Origin of the sequence: Psychroflexus longus (genome assembly GCF_020164595.1) — a bacterium.
Lineage (GTDB): Bacteria > Bacteroidota > Bacteroidia > Flavobacteriales > Flavobacteriaceae > Psychroflexus > Psychroflexus longus.
Window position 1 is genome coordinate 254227 of sequence record NZ_JAIQZE010000001.1, and the last position, 18621, is coordinate 272847.

General features: G+C 36.2%; 18 protein-coding genes. 6 read left to right on the forward strand and 12 right to left on the reverse strand.

The features are described from left to right. Nucleotides 1–339: 339 nt before the first annotated feature. Nucleotides 340–1326, reverse strand: a complete 987-nt coding sequence (locus LB452_RS01235) for a Gfo/Idh/MocA family protein (protein WP_224459899.1) — start codon at nt 1324–1326, stop codon at nt 340–342. Nucleotides 1327–1588: 262 nt separating this feature from the next. Between LB452_RS01235 and LB452_RS01240 the strand changes: the two genes are divergently transcribed. The 5 genes from LB452_RS01240 to LB452_RS01260 all read left to right on the forward strand — a co-directional run bounded on the left by LB452_RS01240 (nt 1589) and on the right by LB452_RS01260 (nt 8047). Next, nucleotides 1589–2314 carry a phenylalanine-4-hydroxylase gene (locus tag LB452_RS01240; RefSeq protein ID WP_224459900.1) on the forward strand — a complete coding sequence of 242 codons (726 nt, stop codon included), beginning with the start codon at nt 1589–1591 and terminating at the stop codon, nt 2312–2314. Between the two features lie 345 nt (nt 2315–2659). Then, the gene (locus LB452_RS01245) at nt 2660–4150 is read left to right on the forward strand and encodes a Gfo/Idh/MocA family protein (RefSeq protein ID WP_224459901.1); all 1491 of its coding nucleotides are present in this window, start codon (nt 2660–2662) and stop codon (nt 4148–4150) included. Nucleotides 4151–4214: 64 nt separating this feature from the next. Next, complete coding sequence (locus tag LB452_RS01250) at nt 4215–5021, forward strand: 3-keto-disaccharide hydrolase (protein ID WP_224459902.1); 807 nt, start codon at nt 4215–4217, stop codon at nt 5019–5021. A gap of 533 nt (nt 5022–5554) precedes the next feature. Continuing rightward, nucleotides 5555–6787 (forward strand): serine hydrolase domain-containing protein, encoded by a 1233-nt coding sequence (locus LB452_RS01255; protein WP_224459903.1) that lies wholly within the window; start codon nt 5555–5557, stop codon nt 6785–6787. Nucleotides 6788–6952: 165 nt separating this feature from the next. Next, a complete protein-coding gene (locus tag LB452_RS01260; protein ID WP_224459904.1) occupies nt 6953–8047 on the forward strand; it encodes a hypothetical protein in 1095 nt (364 codons plus the stop codon). A 92-nt stretch (nt 8048–8139) separates the two neighbouring features. Here the strand turns inward: LB452_RS01260 and LB452_RS01265 are convergent, their stop codons facing one another. The 4 genes from LB452_RS01265 to LB452_RS01280 form a co-directional block, all read right to left on the reverse strand. Further along, entirely contained in the window at nt 8140–8763 is a 624-nt protein-coding gene (locus LB452_RS01265) for a hypothetical protein (protein ID WP_224459905.1), read from the reverse strand. A 91-nt stretch (nt 8764–8854) separates the two neighbouring features. Next, entirely contained in the window at nt 8855–11344 is a 2490-nt protein-coding gene (locus tag LB452_RS01270) for a zinc-dependent metalloprotease (protein WP_224459906.1), read from the reverse strand. 138 nt (nt 11345–11482) lie between these two features. Further along, nucleotides 11483–11896, reverse strand: a complete 414-nt coding sequence (locus LB452_RS01275; protein ID WP_224459907.1) for a DUF6691 family protein — start codon at nt 11894–11896, stop codon at nt 11483–11485. A 3-nt stretch (nt 11897–11899) separates the two neighbouring features. Then, on the reverse strand, nt 11900–12454 hold the full coding sequence (locus LB452_RS01280) for a YeeE/YedE family protein (RefSeq protein WP_224459908.1): 555 nt from the start codon (nt 12452–12454) through the stop codon (nt 11900–11902). Nucleotides 12455–12594: 140 nt separating this feature from the next. Between LB452_RS01280 and LB452_RS01285 the strand changes: the two genes are divergently transcribed. After that, the gene (locus LB452_RS01285; RefSeq protein WP_224459909.1) at nt 12595–13248 is read left to right on the forward strand and encodes a porin family protein; all 654 of its coding nucleotides are present in this window, start codon (nt 12595–12597) and stop codon (nt 13246–13248) included. Here the strand turns inward: LB452_RS01285 and bioA are convergent. The 7 genes from bioA to LB452_RS01320 all read right to left on the reverse strand — a co-directional run bounded on the left by bioA (nt 13245) and on the right by LB452_RS01320 (nt 18620). Then, entirely contained in the window at nt 13245–14567 is a 1323-nt protein-coding gene (bioA, locus tag LB452_RS01290) for an adenosylmethionine--8-amino-7-oxononanoate transaminase (RefSeq protein WP_224459910.1), read from the reverse strand. The genes LB452_RS01285 and bioA overlap by 4 nt on opposite strands. A gap of 72 nt (nt 14568–14639) precedes the next feature. Next, nucleotides 14640–15263 carry a dethiobiotin synthase gene (bioD, locus tag LB452_RS01295; RefSeq protein ID WP_224459911.1) on the reverse strand — a complete coding sequence of 208 codons (624 nt, stop codon included), beginning with the start codon at nt 15261–15263 and terminating at the stop codon, nt 14640–14642. Next, on the reverse strand, nt 15256–16344 hold the full coding sequence (locus tag LB452_RS01300) for a carboxypeptidase-like regulatory domain-containing protein (RefSeq protein ID WP_224459912.1): 1089 nt from the start codon (nt 16342–16344) through the stop codon (nt 15256–15258). Before LB452_RS01300 ends, bioD begins: the two co-directional genes overlap by 8 nt. Before the next feature lies 1 nt (nt 16345). Continuing rightward, a complete protein-coding gene (locus LB452_RS01305) occupies nt 16346–17506 on the reverse strand; it encodes an aminotransferase class I/II-fold pyridoxal phosphate-dependent enzyme (RefSeq protein WP_224459913.1) in 1161 nt (386 codons plus the stop codon). After that, entirely contained in the window at nt 17478–17873 is a 396-nt protein-coding gene (mnhG, locus tag LB452_RS01310; RefSeq protein ID WP_224459914.1) for a monovalent cation/H(+) antiporter subunit G, read from the reverse strand. Before mnhG ends, LB452_RS01305 begins: the two co-directional genes overlap by 29 nt. After that, nucleotides 17866–18141: a monovalent cation/H+ antiporter complex subunit F gene (locus LB452_RS01315; protein WP_224459915.1), complete on the reverse strand. Its 276-nt coding sequence runs from the start codon at nt 18139–18141 to the stop codon at nt 17866–17868. The genes mnhG and LB452_RS01315 overlap by 8 nt, the downstream gene beginning before the upstream one ends. Further along, nucleotides 18138–18620, reverse strand: coding sequence for a Na+/H+ antiporter subunit E (locus LB452_RS01320; protein ID WP_224459916.1), 483 nt, complete (start codon nt 18618–18620; stop codon nt 18138–18140). Before LB452_RS01320 ends, LB452_RS01315 begins: the two co-directional genes overlap by 4 nt. Nucleotide 18621: the final 1 nt, after the last annotated feature.

Consider the following 18621-nt stretch of genomic DNA (forward strand, 5'->3'; position numbering starts at 1 on the left):
GTTCCCTTGTTGAAAAGCAACAAGGTCGGACTTTCGGCAGTCGCTTTTCAAGATAAAAAACTTGAAAGAGCTCCAACAAAGCCTCTATCCCTAACCCGGTTTACAACCATCGGCAAAGTTAGCAATTCGGAGGGCTTTCACAATTTTTTTAAATAGATAATTAGTTGCAACTTTAGGTTATGGATAGAGGGGAGTAGGTCTTAAGTTTTAAACTTGTTGATCAATTATAATTATGAATTTTGAATTGAACACCATATGATTTCAAAATTAACTGTCAATTACTTTTACTTTAATAATATATTTCTACTAAACAACTTTAAGTGTAGTACTTTTTTCATTCTACTTCCAATCTTCAGAATACACCAAACCTAATTGTTCTCGTATTTTATCCAAAGTTTCTATCAACTCCAAAGAAGCAGCTAGTGGCATTTCCGGACTTTGAGTTAAGCCTTTGTCCAAACACTCCTGCACGTGTTCAATTTCAAACTGATAACCATGAGTTGGATAATGAAAATCAATGTGGTCTTTGCCTGAGTCAGTTGTAATCGATAATTTATCGGTTTGATGGAATCGCGAACCAAACTCCACCGTAGCTTTTTCAAAATAAATTTTAGCCTTTGAAGGGGTCGTTTTAGCAAAACTAGAAGATAATTTTGCTGTTGCTCCAGAGGCATATTTAAAGTTGATTTGATTGGAAATATCAATACCTGTTGAGGAAAATTCACAAGTCGCTTCCATTTCCTGAGGAGAACCAAGAAGCTTTAAAGCTAGAAACACTGGATAAATCCCAATATCCAATAAAGCGCCTCCACCTAAATCTTTATTGAACAGTCGTTTTTCTGTATCAAATTTAGCTTTGAAGGAAAAATCAGCTTCCACTTTCAGGCATTTGCCATAAGTTTCATACTGATTGAGTTGATGAACTTTTTGAAGATGCGGCATGAAGTTAGTCCAAAGTCCTTCCATCAAAAACAAAGACTTTTCTTTTGAAGCCTGAATCATGGTCTTTAGTTGCTCTGCATTTATCGCCATTGGTTTTTCACATAACACAGCTTTCCCATGCTCGAGACACATCATGGTATTTTCGTAATGAAACACATGTGGTGTGGCGATGTAAATGATATCTACTTTGGGATCTTTAGCCAGTGCTTCGTAAGAACCATAGGCGGTTTCCACATCAAATTCGGATGCAAAATTTCGAGCTTTTTCTAAAGTTCTTGAAGCCACTGCGTAAAGCTGAGCACCTTCGACATCATTTAAGTCTGAAGCAAATTTATGAGCGATACCTCCTAAGCCTATTATTCCCCAGTTGTGATTTTTTTTCATATATCGATGATTCTAAATGAATTTGATATTACTAATAATTTATGAGAAGTGACCAATTGAAGTATGTTTTAGTTTAACACTTGTTGATTTGTGTAATTTTAGATATTATCTAATTTTGAAACATGACAAAGAAGAATCATTATTATTACTATTATCCACTTCTAAACAATAGAATCGGTTAATGGTACAATTGAAATAATAAACCAAAATTAATCCCGATTCAATTGAGAGTCGGGATTTTTATTTTTTAAAAACACTTCTTATGCAAGACATGTCTAAGTACAACGAAGAAGACTTATGGGTCTGGAAAACACTCTTTGATAGACAGAAGGAAAACATTTCTGGCAAAGCTTCTCAAGAATACATAGATGCATTGGAACATATGTCTCCCGTTTTGAATGCAAACGAAATTCCAAGTTTTAAAAAAATTAATATTTGGTTTGAGACTGAAACCAAATGGGAGCTTAAGGTAGTGCCTGGACTTATACCTGTAGAAGACTTTTTTCAATTACTTGCCGAACGTAAGTTTTGTTCTTCAACATGGTTGCGTTCCAAAGATAGCTTAGACTATCTGGAAGAGCCAGATATGTTTCACGATATTTTTGGCCATGTCCCTTTATTGAGCAATCCTATTTTTTCTGAATTTGTATATGAGTTTGGCAAACTTGGCTGTCAATTTCTGGATGAGCCAGAAAAGCTCTTACAACTTCAGCGTCTTTACTGGTTTACAATTGAATTTGGTGTTATCGAAGAAAAAGGTAAAATTCAATCCTACGGTGCTGGTATTTTATCTTCTTATGGAGAAACTAATCAAATCCACGAAATGAAGGCTAATTTTCTGGATTACTCCATTGAAGCTATTATCAAAAAAGTTTTCAGAACTGATATCATGCAAGAAGATTATTACGTGATCTCATCCTTTGAGACCCTATTTGAATCACTCAAAAAACTATCCAAAGTCTGGAACAAGGAACTAACTGAGGTTTAAATTTTGAATTGCTTCAACTTAATTGTCATAAAGATGAACGATGATTAAAGTTTCTTCGTTTATGCTTTTATTACTTACTTTTTTTAAAGTCCATTTTCTATTTGGTTATTGACCAATTATTGAAAACAATTCAATTATAATCTAAAACGAGTTTACTTTTTAAAATACTTTTTGAGGCTTTAATCTGAAGAATTTTAAACCTAATTTTGAAATTAATCTTAAAATATTTTTGACGTTATATTCCCCATTAGGAATATCTTGAATAAAAAGTCAATTTTATTTTTTATAAAAATTCTTTGTTTTGAGGAGAGTTTTCATAAATTTATCCAAAAATGAACTAAAAACATGGATAATTTCAAGTACAAAACTAGCTTATCTAGACGAAAGTTTATCAAAAACATAAGCATAGCAACCGCAGGAGCTACTATCTTACCAAGTCATGTAATTTCAGGCTTAGGATATACCGCGCCCAGCGATAAACTCAACATCGCCGGAATTGGTGTTGGTGGTATGGGAAGAAGCAATTTAAGAAACATGAATTCTCAAAACATAGTTGCGTTGGCAGATGTTGACTGGAGCTATGCCAAACGCTGTTTTGACGATTATCCTAAAGCGAAAAAGTATAAAGATTACCGTGTCATGCTGGACGAAATGGACAAAGACATAGATGCGGTAATGATAAGCACGCCAGACCACACGCATTATGTAAGTGCGAGAGATGCCATGCAGGCTGGAAAACATGTTTACCTTCAAAAACCCCTTACACATTCTGTGTATGAATCCAGGAAGTTGACTGAGTTGTCTAAGACCAGCGGCGTTGCCACCCAGATGGGAAACCAAGGTAACTCATCGGATGATATGCGTAAAGTGTGCGAGTGGATTTGGAACGGTGAGATAGGCGAAGTCACCAAAGTAGATGCTTGGACAGACCGCCCTATCTGGCCTCAAGGCTTGGAACGACCAAAAGATAAGCATGCTGTGCCAGACACCTTGGACTGGGATCTATTTTTAGGGCCAGCTGCAGAACGACCATATCATCCCTCCTACACTCCTTGGAATTGGAGAGCATGGTGGGACTTTGGTACAGGAGCCTTGGGTGATATGGCTTGCCATATAATGGATCCCGTTTATAAAGCGCTTGAGCTTGGCTTTCCTTATGCTTTCGAAGCAAGTTCTACACAAGTGAATACAGAAAGTGCTCCCGCAGCAGAAAAAGTAACATACTATTTTGGCGAGCGTCCCAAAAAAGGAAATATTAACATGCCAGCAGTAGAGTTTACCTGGTACGATGGAGGTTTGAAACCAGACCGCCCTGAAGGCTTGAAACCTGGAATGTATCCTGGTGACCAACAGGGATGGGGTGGTGCTATTTTTTATGGAACCAAAGGAACTTTGATATGTGGCACCTATGCTATGGATCCTTTCATAATAGGCAGAGAGGATAATCCCCCTGCTACTACTGGTGAATTGAGAATAATTCCAGATGCATTGAGTGGAGGTCATGAAATGGACTGGATTAGAGCAGCCAAAGAAGATAAAAATAATAGAGTTGAAGCTAGCTCAAACTTTAGCTATGCTGGACCATTGAATGAGGTTGTTGTCGCTGGAAACCTAGCTGTAAGACTTCAAGATTTGAGAAGAAAACTAGAGTGGGATGCCGAAAAAATGGAAATCACAAATATTGGCGATAGTGAAGAGATAAGAGTGGTAAGTTCCGATAGTTTTACAGTGGTAGATGGAGATCCAAAATTTGATACTCAATATGAAACCATTAATGCTAAAAACGCAGCTAAAGAATACATCAAGCGAACATATAGAAAAGGCTGGTCATATTAATCAACAAAATCTCAAACTTAGTTATAACTAAAATTAAAATCATAACAATATAACAACTAGACACATGAAAAAAATATTTTGGACCTTTTCAATTTTTGGATTACTTGCAGTTGGATGTGGCGATGCAAACAAAAAAGAAGACAATAAAAAAAGTGAAACAACTCAAGCTAGCAGCGAAGAAGTGGCAAGCACTTCAAATTCTAACACGCTTACTGAAGAAGAAAAAAAAGACGGCTGGAAACTACTCTTTAATGGAGAAGATAGCGGAAATTGGAGAGGGTATAATATTGAAGAATTCCCATCTGATTGGAAAATTCAAGATGGAACTATACACATGTCGGCTTCTGGAAGAGGTGAAGCTGGTTCAGAAAATGGAGGGGACATTTTATACGACGAAACCTTTGAGAATTTTCATTTGAAACTGGAATGGAAAATTTCTGAAGGTGGCAATTCAGGAATCTTTTATTTAGGGCAAGAATCTGATGAACTTGACTACATATGGAAAACCGCTCCAGAGATGCAGGTACTCGACAATGAAAAGCATCCGGACGCAATGCTTGGTACTGATGGGAATAGAAAAGCTGGCTCGCTTTACGACTTATACCCTGCAGATCCGCAAAACGCTAGAGAAGTTGGAGAATGGAATGAAGTTGAGATCATAGTTTATGATGGCACTGTTGTTCATAAACAAAATGGAGAAACTGTCGTAGAATATCATTTATGGACGCCTCAGTGGAAAGAAGATGTAGCCAACAGTAAATTTCCGAGCTTAAATGAAAATTGGGCCGACGTTGCAAAAGAAGGATACATTGGTCTCCAAGACCATGGGGACGATGTCTGGTTTAGAAACATTAAAATTAAAGAAATGTAATATTAGTCTGAAGAACTTAAGGTATTTAGTCAAGACAATGACGTCATGATTTTAGCTTAAGCTTTAATTTGAATTCACTTATCAATGAACCCGATTCCTTTTTCGAATCGGGTTCACTGTTTATACTTCTTAGCTATAGAACTTTGCCAGGTTTTGTAAACGCCGAAAATTAATTGAATTAATCTTTTAAAGCCTAATTTAAAAGGTTTATCGGGTCTAGTCACAAGCAAAAAGATCGCATGGCTATATCTTCATTTAAAATACTGTTTGAATCACTCAATAAACTATCCAGAGTCTGGAACAAGGAGCTAGCTGAGGTTTAAATTTTGAATTACTTCAACTTAATTGTTATAAAAAATGAACGATAATTAAAGTTTCTTCGTTTATACTTATGTTCCTTACTTTTTATAAAGTCTAGTTATTACGCGGCTTTAAGTCAGGGTATTTGGAATATTTTAGTTAAAATTGTATTGTTAAAAAATACCAGCAATATTTTATAATATATTGCACTTTAAATGAAGTTTAATTATCAGATGAAATTTAATTCAAAATTCGTTTTTAGGTTCTTATTATTTACCACACTGGCTGTGATAATCTCCTACACCATGTTTCAAAACTTTGCTTTTAGCAATTTTGAAACCTTTACTGAAGATACTTCGGAAGTAATGGAACCGGCACCTAAGCCTTCAACTCCAGATTACGCTTCATTATTTTCTACAGAACTTGAAGTTTTACAGGATCAAATTCAGAAGAGAGCAAAACGCAACAGGATAAATGGTTCTGTATTGGTAGCCTATAAAGATCAAATCCTTTATAAGGAAGATTTTGGTTTTGAAAATCCAATCCAAAAAATCCCTATGCAACCAGGAAAATCTTATCAGTTAGCTTCTGTAAGTAAACAATATACGGCAGCTGCTATCCTAAAACTTCATGAAGAGAAAATGATTGATATAAATCACCAGGTCTCTACATATTTACCCAATTTTAAATTTGAAACTGTTACTATAAGGGATTTACTGAAGCACAGGTCTGGATTATGGAACTATATGTATCTTACAGAGCAATACTGGGATAATGAGGTTGCTCCAAATAATCTTGAAGTTGTTGACCTTATAAATGCACATGCAGCCAGATTGAATTTTCCTTCTGGCAGATACTTTAGCTACAGCAATACAGGTTATGTAGTGCTAGGTGCTATTGTGGAACAAGTAAGCAAGTTAAGCCTCGGGGAATTTCTAAAACAAGAATTTCTGCTGCCACTTTGCTTAGATGAAACTTTTGTAGAGAAAAATGATTTAAACAAGTCTTCTATATTAAGTGGCTACCAAACCTATGGACGATCTTTTATAGAATTACCAGCAGGATTTCACAACAATGCTGTGGGTGACAAGGGAATTTACGCTTCCCCTGAAGATTTACATGTGTGGTTTCGCGATCTCAAAAACGGTAAGATTCTTAACCAAGAAAACGTTGACTTGATGTTTGGAAGGGATAAGGGTGGTAAAAATGAACGCTATGGGATGGGTTTCAGACTTGAAAAGAAAGCTAATGAACCCGTTATTTTCCATAACGGTCTCTGGGATGGCTTCAGAAATGGTTTGGAATATCACCCAAATCAAGATCTTGTCATTATTGTAATGACCAATACTCAAAATAAGCAGAAGCACTACTTCCAAAAGTACCTTGTTAATAAGGCAAAAAAACTCATTGATACTGCGGGAAATAGACTAAAACTGGAAAAACAGGAACCTGAGTTGAATTTATAACCAATCTTCACCAAGTGGCTTATAAAATTAATTTCAATCGAATTATTTAGAGTAATTCTGTGAATAGTTCAATTGTAATACAATTCAAGCATCTGATTATTAGTAGTTTATAAATCGTGGCACAGACTTTGGTTTTATAGTTATATAACATTAAAACCTTTAGCCATGAAACGATTAGCAGTATTACTCGCAGGGTTCATTTTTACAAGTATGTCTGGATGGGCAAATGATTGGAACTCGAACTCGAATCAAGCTTTCATTTTCACGGAAAATGGTATTGAGTTTTCTGTGTTTCAAGATGGTCAATTTGATTTTTTTATACCAAATTCCGGACCCAATGTATCAGCTGGATTTAGAACTTCAAATGTGAACTTTAGTTTTAACACGGGTTATAATTACAATCCTTACGTACAATACGATAGTTACGGAGCTGTTATACAAATTCAAAACACTCCAATTTTCTATGATAATTTTGGCCGTATACATCAGGTTGGAAGTATTTATATGGACTACACTTCTTTTGGGAGGCTGAATAGAATCGGTGGGTTACAATTATTTTATAGAAATAATATGCTATGGAGACAAAGCGGATTCATAAACCATATCAATAGAAGCTATGTATGGAGACCTTGGCATAACTATTATGCAATGCCTGCTGCACAATTTAATTTGATAGGTTACTATCCGTACAGACAATTCTATGTGCCAGTTAGACATATATATTATAGACCTTATATCAATAATAATCGTCATTTTACTTTTAACAGGCACCAAACCAACTATAGACGAGGTGCTAATTCTACAAGGTCTCAAGCTTATGCGCAATCACCTAGAACCAGGGCTGAAAGAAACCTCAGATCAAATGTTCAAAGACGTCATAAGGAGATTAATGCTAGTCGAAATTCAAGACTTTCAAGTGCAAACACTACAAGAAGGGAAAACTCCAGATCTATTTCTGAAGTCCATAGAAGCGCTAATAGAGATGCCTCTTCCCGAGTGAATAGAGCAGCAGCACCTCAAGAAGTAAAGCCAAATGTAAGAAGAAACCAGGTCTCTGGGAGATCTAGTGAGACTACAAGCCATAGAAGCATTTCCCAAAGGTCTACTAGGCCAGATCAGGCTAGAAGTAGCAACAGAAGAACAAGTGAAGTTTCTGGTAGAAATTCGGTTCAGACCAAACCTGCACCAGTTACTAGAACTAAACATAATTCTGAAAGAAGCTCAAGATCAAATAGTAGCAGGAGCTCCAGAAACCGATAAAAACTTTATTTCTAAGATTAAAGCCCCTCTTTTACTGAATTAAAAAGAGGGGCTTTTTATATCTTTAATATAAAGGTCTCAAAAAAATCGATTTACTCTACCACATAATTCTCCCAACCCCAGGAAGGCTGTGGTGTATCTATTGGCGATTCCAAATCAAATCCAATTGAAAATTTGACAGGAGAACCTATTCTCCTCAGGTTATAAGTGAATTGCTTTTCGTCTACTGTGATCCACCATAAATTTGTTGCAAAATCTACAGTCTCCTGATCTGCTGGAAACATCGCTAAACCATCAAAACCAGTATTAGGTGTCACTCCACCGTACATGGTGACCTCATCCTCGCTTCCATCTACTTTACGGTGATCATGCTTCAACTGGATACCCTTATCAGTTTTAGTCAAAATCCAGGTTCTTGATAGGTTATCGCCAACATTGAATGGAATATAGATGGTATCTTTCTTTACATCCAAAACGTGCATAACCAGTTTCTTTCCCCTAAAGTCATCTCCTTCTGGAGCTTCTAAAACTTCACCTTGAAAAGATTTTCCTTTCAGTTTTGCGAGTCTGTTCCAAAAATTAATGTTAATTCTTTCAGCTGAAGAGGATACTGCTTCAGTTTCAGGCTCTGCGGCCAGATTTTCTTTTTCTTTATCCGTAGAATTTTGACAGCTGAATAAGGTTAAAGCCAATAAAGTTATAAATATAAATTTCATAAGTTTTAATTTGTTTTAAAAGTAAAGGTTTGGATGAATAAAAAAGCCACTTTCACGTGAAAGTGGCTTAAAAAATGAAAACACTCAGCGGCTAAGCATCGGGGTTAAGAATTTTTTCAATTCTCTCTACACCGTCTTCTAAGTGATATCTAGACATAGTATCTCTAGTTCTATTGATAGCTCTTCTCATATCTCTTTGTAGAGTTTTCAATTCTGCTCTCACAAGTGGTCTAATGTCACTTGTTTCTACATCAATATTACTTCTGCTAATGTACCTTCTGTACTGAGCAGGAATACTAGCTTGCTCTTCTGTCATCAAATGATGCAATCTAGAGATATAAGATCTTTGCAGGTTTCTTCTTATTCTGGAAATTTCCTGTCCAGTTCTCAATTCACTGAAAAGTCCAGTTCTCAAATCTTCCATCATTTCAACGATAGTATAAGCATCATCGTTGATTTCTTCATTTTCCATCATTCTAGCGAAACGACCAAAATCAAGGACGTTATTCAAAGCTCTTTCCTGGTAAGATTTGATTTTATCCAGATAGCCATCAAATTGAATTTTGTTGAAAATATCCTGATCAATTAGCCATTCGGGAGTTGTGAATAGCTGCTCCTGAAGAAATTCCATGGCTCTTACTTGCTTATCTCTAGGCGTATGAATATAAACAGCGCCTTCTTGTTCGTAAGTTTTATAAAACTCGTAAACCCCACCAATGTTGGCAGCAACGTGACCCATATATCTGTTATATTGACCATAGACCTGGTTATAAAGATCATCAAGATCGTCGTAGTTTTTACCATCTTCAGCAGTCCATTCAATCAAGTTTGGAACAATTCTTTTGAGATTAGCAATACCATAAGCACTGGCTTTCATTGAGTCATCTCCAAGATCTTCAGTTTGAGAACTAGGATCAATTACTCCACCGGATTGTTGTTTTCCAAATCTATAAACAGGATCTCCGGCTTTTTCCAGTATCCACTGATCTAAAATTTCTTTTTCCTCTTCAGGAGTTTTATCTAAAATCGGCTTATAACCCCAAGCGATAGAATATTTATCGTAAGGACCAACATTTGGCATTAGCGACACATCACCATCACCTGGTTGTGCAATGTAGTTGAATCTGGCATAGTCCATAATAGATGGAGCCGTACCGTTCTTTTTAGTAAACTCAGGATCTCTTAAATCTTCTACATCGTAAGCAACACTACTTCCCATGTTATGTGGCAAACCAAGTGTATGGCCTACTTCATGTGAGGAAACAAAACGAATCAATCGTCCCATCACCTCATCTTTAAATTCTACTCCTCTTGCTTCTGGATTGATGGCTGCCGTTTGTACAAAATACCAGTTACGCAATAAGGTCATTACATTGTGATACCAGTTGATATCAGATTCTAGAATTTCTCCAGAACGTGGATCACTTACGTGAGGTCCATTGGCATTTGGAATTGGAGAAGCCAAATATCTAACTACAGAATATCTCACATCTTCAGGACTCCAATCTGGATCTTCCTCTTCACTTGGAGGATCCATAGCTAGAATAGCATTTTTAAATCCGGCAGCTTCAAAAGCTACTTGCCAATCTTCAATTCCTTGCTTGATGTATTTTCTCCACTTTACAGGTGTAGCTCTATCGATATAATAAATAATTGGCTCCTTAGGCTCAACCAATTCACCATTTTTGAATTTCTCAATATCTTCATCTTTCACTTCTAGACGGTATCTGTCTAAATAAGTAACAGTTTCAGATTTTTGATTATCAAGACCATAATCAACTTGTCTACTAGTAAACCAGCCGACACGTTGATCGAAATAACGTCTTCTCATAGGAACTTTAGGTAAAAGCACCATGGAATTACTAAATTTTAATGAGACAGATCCTGTACTAGAATTGGAAGGTGGCTCACCAGCATTGAATGTTTTGACGTGTCTAATTTCGATATTTTCGGGATAACTTCTGATGGTGTCGATATAAGAACGACTGTCATCCAAACGGGAGATTTTATAAGGCTTTCTCCTTCTGCTTTGAAGGCCAATAGCTTCTACGTCTTTGTTGAATAAATCTGTAACATCGATTACCGTATTGTTGTTTATAGAATCTTTTTTGTATGCTTTTACATCAAAAGAATATAAAATAGGCTCAAAATTGGAATTAACAACAGCTTGATTTATCGGCAAGGAATCTGCTGCTGCAATGTCATAAGAAACTACTCTTAAATAAACTTTGTCGCCTTTTTTCTGCCAGCGTAACACTTGTTCATTTTGTTTTCCACCACCAAAACCAATGCCTTGAGCAGTTTGAGCGATTCTAGTCACCATCAACATTTCTCTGTTGAAAAGCGAATCTGGGATTTCGAAGAAGTAATCTTCTTCAACTTTATGAACGGCAAACAGACCTTCGTCTGATTTGGCTTTGCTTGTTATAACTTTATTGTAAGGTTTTACACCATTTTTGGATTCCTTTTTTGGAGAACTTGCAGCTGATTTATCATCTTTCTTACCCTGCAGGATAGAACATGATGACATCGAAACTACCATCCCCGCGACGAACGTGTAGTAAAGTAACTTTTTGATCATGATAAGTTTTAATTTTAAAACAATTGAGAATTATCAATTGTGGTTTAAAGTAAGACTTATAAAGAGTTGAATGGTTTAATTTTAAGCATAAAAAAACTCTGCTACTACAGAGTTTTTTTTAATTATGTGTCTTTACTATTAATGTGGTAACTTATTTTTTAGAATACCATAAACAAAAGTACCAAGAAGAGCTCCAAAAATTACAATCAAAATTGAACCGAACCCTGCTCCTGCAAGAACATACATTGGTCCAGGACAAGCTCCAGCGAGAGCCCATCCCAATCCAAATAAAATTCCTCCTATCAGGTAACGCGGAATACTCATCGTTTTGGGTTTCAATTCCATCTCTTTTCCTCCTATAGCTTTTAGATTATTTCCCTTTATAATTTGAGTCCCAATAACTCCAAGAGCCAAAGCAGATCCTATGATCCCATACATATGAAAAGATCCAAACTCGAACATCTCATAAATTCTAAACCAGGATGCTGCTTCAGATTTATACATCACAATCCCGAAGAAAGTGCCTATAATTAAATATACTAGAGTTTTCATATTTTAAAAGATTAAAGGGTATATAAAATTAATCATGATTAAACCTCCAATAAAAAAGCCAATGACTGCAATCAGTGATGGTAATTGAAGGTTGCTCAATCCAGAAATGGCATGACCAGAAGTACAGCCGCCTGCGTATCTGGAACCAAAACCAACAAAGAAGCCACCGATGACAAGAATAGCAAGAATCTTAGGATCGCTTAAGCTATCTGTACCAAAAATTTCGGTTGGCAAATAAGCATCGCCAGTACTCGTAATGCCGTAAGTTTCGAGTTTGTCAGCAACATCTGGATTGATCTCCACTGTGTTATCTGAAAGATAATTGGCTGACAAAAACCCACCTATCACTGCCCCTAAGACCACGATAAGATTCCAACGTTCTTTTTTCCAATCAAATTTAAAAAAGTCAGCAGCTTTACCCGCACCTCCAATGGAGCAGGCTGTTCTCAAATTGGACGACATTCCAAATTGTTTACCTACAAAAAGCAAAGTAAACATAACCAACGCGATAAGCGGCCCCGAAACGTACCAAGGCCAAGGATCTGTAATCCATTCCATAATTTCAAATTTTATGCAAATTAAAGCTTTATAACAATTACTTATTGTAACAATAGTTACTAATTAAATTCAAGGTTAAAATTGAATTAAGGCTACATTCAAACGTTGGAAAAAGTCTATGTTTATATAAAAATTACAACATGAAACTTATCTATATAATATTTGCAACTCTTATACTTTTTTCAATAAGCACATTAACTGCTCAACAAGAATACTTTGAGTATGGTTTTAAAGGAGGTGTTAACCTTTCTACTATATCTGGTGATACCCCTTCGAGTTATGAAACTCGAACTTCCATGAATATTGGAGGATATGGTTTATATAAAATTTTACCAAAACTAGGCATACAGGCTGAATTCCTTTATTCTGAACAAGGTTTTGAGGACAGATTTCCTTCAGATCAATTGAATGATGAAGGTTTGGAAATTGATGAGATAAAAAGCTTGACAAGATTGGAGTATGTCAATTTGCCTATACTAATGAGTTACAATTTAATTGAGCAACTATGGCTTGAAGGGGGGGGACAAATAGGATATCTAATTAATGCAGAAGAAGAACGAGAAACAAGATTTGTAAACACTTCACAACAGCTAATAAGTGATACAGAAACCATAGGCCAAACCAGTAGATACGAAAGCTTAGATTTTGCACTTGTCGGAGGGGTTCGCTATAAACTAAATCAAAACTTCATGGTACAGGCCAGATATACCTACAGTATCAATGATATTGACAATGAATTAGACGGTAGTCAATACAACAGCGTTTATAGCTTTTCCGTGGGTTTTGTGTTTTAAGCTTGCTTCTTCTTTAAAACATCTAGGTAATCTTCAATTACTGTGTAAATTTTAGCCAATTGTGTTTCAGTAATGACATAAGGTGGTAAAATATAGACCGTCTTACCTAGTGGTCTTAAAAACACTCCTTTGCTCATAAAATAGCTAAACATCTCATCTCTCGCATTTCCGTAGCGTTCCATTTCGACGTTAAGGTCCAAGGCCAAAATCACTCCAATTTGTCTAACCTCTTGTATCAATTCATGGTTGCGCATCTTGTCGGCAAACATCTGATTTAAACTCATGATATTCTTAATCGACTCTTGAATTTCTTGAGATTGTAGTAGTTCTAAACCAGCAATAGCAGCGGCACATGCGAGTGGATTTCCTGTGTAGGTGTGACCATGAAAAAGTCCTTTTGAAACTTCATCGGCATAAAAAGCTTTATAAATCTTCTTGGTACAACTTGTTATTCCCATGCCAACCATTCCAGCGGATAAGGCTTTACTCAAACACATCACATCCGGCTTCTCCGATAAATAGTCTGACGCAAAGTTTTTACCCGTTTTTCCAAAGCCAGTCATCACCTCATCGGCAATACAGATCACATCATTTGCTTTGCACAGCTTAAGCACTTCATTGAGGCCATTGAGGTCATAAGTCTGCATCGCTGCAGCTCCTTGAACCAAAGGCTCATAAATAAATCCTGCAATAGCATTCTCCTTCAAGATGGATTTCAATTGAGTGATGACTTCTGCATTATTTTGACCATCAGGTCTGGGGATTCTTTTAACTTCAATAAAATGATCTTCAAAAGCACCATTGTAAACGGATAGGCCCGAAACAGACATCGCTCCAAACGTATCACCATGAAAACCATCTTCCAGTGCCAACATTACCTTCTTGTCGTTTCCGAGATTATGGTGGTATTGCAACGCCATTTTGATTCCAATTTCGGTCGCCGTGGATCCGTTGTCGTTGAAGAATAATTTAGCCTGGTTTTTAGGTAAGATCTCCATCAGTTTTTCGGACAACTCTACTGCAGGCTCATGTGTAAATCCGCTGAAAACTATTTGATCCAAAGTTTCCATTTGTGCTTTCACTCTCTTTACGATATGCGGATGACAGTGCCCATACATGCTGGTGTACCAGGATGCAATGGCATCAATGTAAGTTTTGCCAGATTCGTCCTTCAGCAAGGCTCCTTTTGCAGACTGGATCGCTAATAATTCAGAATTAAGTTTATGTTGTGTAAGCGGGTGCCAAATGTATTTTTGATCACGTTTTGAAATTGAGGGTGACGTAAAAGGTATAGAAATATGTTTGCCAAAAAGTTTCATGATCTTGTATTTGTTGCAAAGTTAAGCTTCTTAAAGCTAGTAAATATTTCTTCTGAATTTTATCTCGGCGACTTAAAGCTTATCTAAATTCAACTTAAGTTTTTCAGCGTACTTTAGAACCACGTCTTTCGAAAAGTTTGCTTCTTCAGAAATTCTTCCAATAAAAGTTAATTGGGTTTTCTCCAAAATGATCTGCTCGGTGGTTGGGTGTTCATCTCCACTAAAAATAAGTCCGATATTAAAAAATCCACGACTTTTCAAAGCTTCTACAGATAATAAAGTATGGTTGATACTTCCCAAATAATGCCTGGAGACCAAAATGATTTTATCAGTCTTTTCTACTAAGTCAATGATACAGTCTTCTGCATTAAGCGGTACCAAAAGTCCTCCTGCACCTTCAATGACCAGATTATTATCGGTTTCTGGTCTTTTGATGTTTTCAAGTTTTATTTCAACATTATCAATATCTGCAGAAGCGTGTGGACTCATGGGTGTATTCAACGCATAAGCATTTTCGAAAAATCTCGACTTAGAGTTACTTACCAGTGCTTTGACTTTGTGTGTATCAGAATAGTCTAAATCGCCAGCTTGAACTGGCTTAAAATAATCGGCTTGTAAAGCTTCTGTAACGATACCGGAAACCACGGTTTTACCAACGTCGGTTCCTATTCCTGTAATAAAGTAAGTACTAGTCATTTGGTTGATAATTTACAGGAAGCATTCCTCCCATTCTACCTTTGCTCATTTCTCCGTCAAAAAGAATTTCGTTAATGTTGGTATGATTACCAAAACTATCAACATAGAACTCTTTAGTTTTAAAAATTATATCAGAACGGTCTCCTTTGTAAAGCAGTGCTATGCTTTTTCGAAATTTATTAGCAGTTGATGAATTGTTTTTATTCAGCACATCTAAATCATTTCCAACTAAAGTTACAAGATAGCTATCCTCATAGGTTTGCACTTCAAGTGATCCTGGAATTCTTACTTTACGCTTCACCTTCTTAACTTCAAAAAAATCTGATGCATTCACTAAATTTGATTTATGAAACAACTGATATTGTTTTCTCTTTAAATCTCCGTCACATAAGCTCTTAAAAAAGTGCATCGATGATCCATAATAAGCTTTTAGGCGCTTTCTTTGGACTCTTCTTGTTTCCTCAGCGCTGTTTTGAAAAAAAGATGTTCCTCCAAAATAGTTGGTCTTTTGGTAATCCGTATCTAAAGTCACTTTTGAAAATTCTGAAACAAAATCAACTAAATCAAACTCTACTTTATAGCCTAATTCTTTATTTAAAATTTGAATAGGTTGTCTTGAGGATGCGTACAGACTTTTCTCATTTTTGTCGTAAAAGAATTTAATCACTTCTTCGTTTTGGATTATTGCTTTTCTACCAGCTTTAGTTTTCCCTAAAAAGTCACGTTTGAAAGCTTCCAGCATTTCTTCTCTAGAGAAAAGAGAAGCATCTAGAACCACTTCATCCAATCGATTCTCTTCAGGTTTTAGAGTGATTTTATAATCTTCACCAGGTTTGGGATTGTCCAAATAATAAGTTTTATATCCAAGAAATCTTATAACAAGTGTTAGATTCAATTGCGGGTTATAATCAATACTAAAGCTTCCATCTTTTTTGGAAAGCGTCCCAACAGTACTACCATCATAATAAACCGTAGCTTGTGAGAGTGGCTCACTATTATCATCTAAAATCACACCTGTAACTTGTTGAGCCATAAGAATTGAACCTGAAATAAAAGCGAGAAGGAATAAAACTGATTTCATATTAATTAATTAGTTCTGATAATTTAAACAAAGCTTTTGAAATTTCCTGTTTTGTATTAAAGCTATGCAAACAAAACCTCAACCTTTCTTTCCCTTTAGGCACTGTAGGTGACAAAATGGGTCTGACATCGTATCCATCCTGCTGAAGTTGATTTGAAATCGACTTTACCTTTTCATTTCCTCCTATGACGCAAGATTGAATCGCCGACTGACTGTCAATAAAAAAACCTGTCAGATTACTTATCCCTAACTGATCTCGAAAATGACTAATGTTTTGTCTTAAAGCATCAAAGTCTTTAAAACTGGATTCAAAATAAAGATGTCCGCCCCAATTTCTGGCTGTAGTTTCTACACTTGGTGCGGTAGTGTAAATAAAGCTTTTTGCATAATTAACGAGATAGGCTTTCAAGTCAGCAGATCCTAAAATGGCTGCGCCGTGTGAACCAAACGATTTTCCAAAGGTGATAATTCTAGCAAATATTTCCTGACTATAGGACACAAGACCTTTTTTAGAAATTGTGCCTATAGAATGCGCTTCATCCAGTATCAGATATGCTGCATATTGATCACAAATCTCGATGAACTCTTCTACATCCGCACTATCACCATCCATCGAGAAGACATGCTCAGTAATGACGTAGATGGTATCAAATTGGTTTTGAAATTTGGCAAGTTTGCCTTCTAAATCCTCTAGATTGTTATGTTGAAATTTATAGGCTTTGGCTTTACTTAATGCAATGCCATCTCTAATAGATGCGTGGCTTAATTCATCATAAAGTATCAAATCTTGTCGCTGAGCGATAGAAGAAAGCAGACCCAGATTAGCATCGTACCCAGAATTGAAAACCGTGGAAGCTTCAGAATTGTAATACTGTGAAAGATGTGACTCAAAGTCTTCAATCATATCGTAATTTCCAGTGAGAAGTCTAGAGCCAGTTGCACCATGAAGCTCATTGGAATAGGCATTAAGCTTTTCTAGAACAAAATCAGAAATAAATTTATTTTTTGAAAATCCCAGATAATCATTGGAAGAGAAATCAATAAGATCTGAATTAGATTTTTTGAGTGACCTCAAAGATCCATCTGTGGCACGTTGAATTAATTTTTGCTTCAGTGTACTTGGAAACTCAGACTTAAGATTTTGGCTCAGATTCTTCTTCATTTTCATCCTTTTCTTCATGGCCCCTGAGCTCATGAGTAGATTTATTGTATTTATCTTTCAAATCATCTGTAATGGATTTTCCCCAAAGTTTGTTGCCAAGAAAATAAGAAGTCCTGCCTATAAGGTGCGCACCTACAGGTGCAGTGATAAGAATAAATATAATCACAGCCAATACTCGGGTGGTGACTGATGTTTCCAAGAAAAAGAATGCTGCTGAAATGAGTAGAAGACCTACTCCTAGGGTGGCTGCTTTGGTATTTACAGAAATTCTTAGATACTGATCTGGCATTCTTAATGTACCAATGGCCGCTAATAAAACAAATAGAGCTCCTAAACTTGAAGTGATGTAAATTAAAATATCAATCATTTTTGTTTCGTTTTTCCAAATAGTAAGCAAAGGCAACGGTGCCTAAAAAGGCAATAAGCGCCAGGACTAAAGAAATATCCAAAAACGTGGGCTTATCATTGAGTATACTATAAATAGCGATAATACCTATGCTGATCGTAATTAATAAATCTAAAGCCACAACTCTGTCCACAATACTTGGCCCTTTGAAAAATCTCACAAATACAAGTAATGAGGAGATTGATAGTATGGGTAGTATGATGTAATATAAAAAATCGTGTACGTTCATCGTAGTATTTCTAGTAAGCGTTTTTCGAAACCTTGTTTAATATCGGCTATAAATTCTTTCTTGTTCATAACATACATTCCGTGCACATACAGTACGCTGCGATCTGTCGATACGTCCAGCGCAAGAGTTCCCGGAGTCAATGTGATTAAATTGGCAAGCAATGTGATTTCAAGATCAGTTTTTGCATCCAGAGGCAGCGCTACTATACCAGGCTCCATATTGAAATTGGGAGTGATCACCTCATACGCTACCTGAATATTGGCTTTTGTAAGCTCCCAAATAAAAAAGAAGAAGAAACTCACTATTCTCGGCACTATCTTAAAGTACTTTTTGGAACCCTTGTCCTCAACACCGCTTAAAATCCATAAAATGATGAAACTAAGCACAAACCCAAACAGAAAATTATTGAAGTTGTACTCACCTGTCAAGAAGATCCAGATCAGCGTCAACAATATATTTGAAAGAAATTTAGTTTTCATC